We start from the raw sequence: 2303 nt of genomic DNA, 5'->3' as shown, positions 1-2303 counted from the left end.
CCTCGGCGGGCTCTTCAACGATGAAGAGAACTTTTCCAATCACTCTCTCTTAAGTACCCGCGCTCTTAAGTACCCGCGCGCGCCCGCGCCGCCGGAGGCCTCATGAAGATTGCCGTCGCCAAGGAGATCGATCCGTCCGAGCCGCGGGTCGCGGCCTCGCCGGATACGGTGAAGAAATTCAAGGCGCTCGGTTTCGACGTCGCGGTCGAGCCGGGTGCCGGCATCAAGTCCGGCCTCTTGGATACGGATTTCTCCGCCGCGGGCGCCGATGTCGCTGCGGATGCGGCGAAGGACGCCGACGTCGTCATCAAGGTGAAGCGGCCCGAGGCCTCCGAGCTTGGCCAGTACAGGCGCGGCGCGCTGGTCATCGCCATCATGGATCCCTATGGCAACGACGCGGCCCTGAAGACGATGGCGGAGGCCGGTGTCGCCGCCTTTGCGATGGAGTTGATGCCGCGCATCACCCGCGCCCAGGTCATGGACGTGCTGTCGAGCCAGGCCAACCTCGCCGGCTATCGCGCGGTGATCGAAGCGGCCGAGGCATTTGGCCGCGCCTTTCCGATGATGATGACGGCCGCCGGCACGGTGCCCGCGGCAAAAGTGTTCATCATGGGTGTCGGCGTCGCCGGCCTGCAGGCGATCGCCACCGCGCGGCGGCTCGGCGCCATCGTCACCGCCACCGACGTGCGGCCGGCGACCAAAGAGCAGGTGGAAAGTCTCGGCGCCAAATTTTTGGCGGTCGAGGACGAGGAGTTCAGGAACGCGCAGACCGCCGGTGGCTACGCCAAGGAGATGTCGAAAGAGTACCAGGCCAAGCAGGCCGCGCTCACCGCCGAGCACATCAAGAAGCAGGACGTCGTCATCACGACCGCCCTGATCCCTGGCCGCCCGGCGCCGCGCCTCATCACCGCCGAGATGGTCAAATCGATGCGGCCCGGCTCGGTGCTGGTCGATCTTGCGATCGAGCGCGGCGGCAACGTCGAGGGCGCCAGGAGCGGCGAGACGGCCGAGGTTGATGGCGTCAAGATCGTGGGGCTGCCCAATCTCGCCGGCAAGGTCGCTGCTTCAGCGTCCGGTCTCTATGCCCGCAACCTGTTCTCGTTCATCGAGACGCTGGTCGACAAGAAGGCCAAGGCGCTGGCCGTCAACTGGGACGACGAACTGGTCAAGGCCACCGCGCTGACCAGGGACGGCGCCGTCATCCATCCGAATTTCCAGCCGAAGGCCTAAGAAGGAGAGAAGCCATGGAGCATGTCGCGCAGGCCGTCGATCCCTTCGTCTTCCGGCTGTCGATTTTCGTTCTGGCCGTGTTCGTTGGCTATTTCGTGGTGTGGTCGGTGACGCCGGCCTTGCACACCCCCCTGATGTCGGTGACCAATGCGATCTCCTCTGTCATCGTGGTCGGCGCGCTGCTCGCGGTCGGGGTCGTCACCATCTCCAGCGGCTCGGCTCTCGCGCGCGGTTTTGGCTTCATCGCGCTGATCTTCGCCTGCGTGAACATTTTTGGCGGCTTCCTCGTCACCCAGCGCATGCTGGCGATGTACAAGAAGAAAGCCAAGTGACGAACGCGATGAACGTTTTCAAGATTAGCCCGTCATGCCCCGCGAAAGCGGGGCATCCAGTACGCCGAGGCGGTGCGGTCGATAACGAACGCCAGGGATTACTGGATCATCCGCTTTCGCGGATGATGACAATTGAGGGGGCCCGGTGATGAGCGCCAATCTGTCGGCACTTCTTTATCTCGTGGCAGGTGTGCTGTTCATCCTGTCGCTGCGGGGCTTGTCGAGCCCGGCCTCGAGCCGCCGCGGCAACCTGCTTGGCATGGCCGGCATGTTGATTGCGGTGCTGACCACGCTAGCCAATCATCCGCCGGCCGACGGCCTCGCCTGGGTGCTGGTGATCCTCGGTATCGCGATCGGCGGCGGCATTGGCGCGGTGATTGCGCGGCGCGTGCCGATGACCTCGATGCCGGAACTGGTCGCCGCCTTCCACTCGCTGGTCGGCATGGCCGCGGTGCTGGTCGCGGCCGGCGCGTTCTATGCGCCGGAAGCCTTCGACATCGGCACGGCGGGCAACGTCCATCAGCAGAGCCTGGTCGAAATGTCGCTCGGCGTCGCCATCGGCGCGCTGACCTTCACCGGTTCGGTGATCGCGTTCCTGAAACTTTCGGCGCGCATGAGCGGCGCCCCGATCATCCTGCCCGCGCGCCACGTGATCAATATCGCGCTCGCGGTTTTGCTGGTGGTCTGCATCATCGGCCTCGTCGTCTCTGGCAGCGCGGTGTTCTTCTGGCTGAACGTGAT

At 64.9% G+C, this 2303-nt stretch carries 3 protein-coding genes; all 3 read left to right on the top strand.

The genetic code is table 11. From position 1 onward, the window contains the following. The first annotated feature begins 102 nt into the window (after positions 1-102). Positions 103-1230 (top strand): Re/Si-specific NAD(P)(+) transhydrogenase subunit alpha, encoded by a 1128-nt coding sequence (locus JOZ76_RS21500; protein WP_291701620.1) that lies wholly within the window; start codon positions 103-105, stop codon positions 1228-1230. Positions 1231-1244: 14 nt separating this feature from the next. Beyond that, positions 1245-1562 carry a proton-translocating transhydrogenase family protein gene (locus JOZ76_RS21495; RefSeq protein ID WP_291701618.1) on the top strand — a complete coding sequence of 106 codons (318 nt, stop codon included), beginning with the start codon at positions 1245-1247 and terminating at the stop codon, positions 1560-1562. 148 nt (positions 1563-1710) lie between these two features. Beyond that, a partial coding sequence (locus JOZ76_RS21490) for an NAD(P)(+) transhydrogenase (Re/Si-specific) subunit beta (protein ID WP_291701616.1) occupies positions 1711-2303 on the top strand: 593 nt, incomplete at its 3' end.

It is taken from the genome of Bradyrhizobium sp. (assembly GCF_019244115.1).
GTDB lineage: Bacteria > Pseudomonadota > Alphaproteobacteria > Rhizobiales > Xanthobacteraceae > Bradyrhizobium.
Note: the sequence above shows the minus strand (reverse complement) of the source record. Positions and strands in the feature narration are given on the sequence as shown.

Bases quoted from the DNA above. Each gene is read 5' to 3' on its own strand.
- JOZ76_RS21500 (WP_291701620.1), top strand. From the start codon at position 103: ATGAAGATTGCCGTCGCCAAGGAGATCGATCCGTCCGAGCCGCGGGTC.
- JOZ76_RS21495 (WP_291701618.1), top strand. From the start codon at position 1,245: ATGGAGCATGTCGCGCAGGCCGTCGATCCCTTCGTCTTCCGGCTGTCG.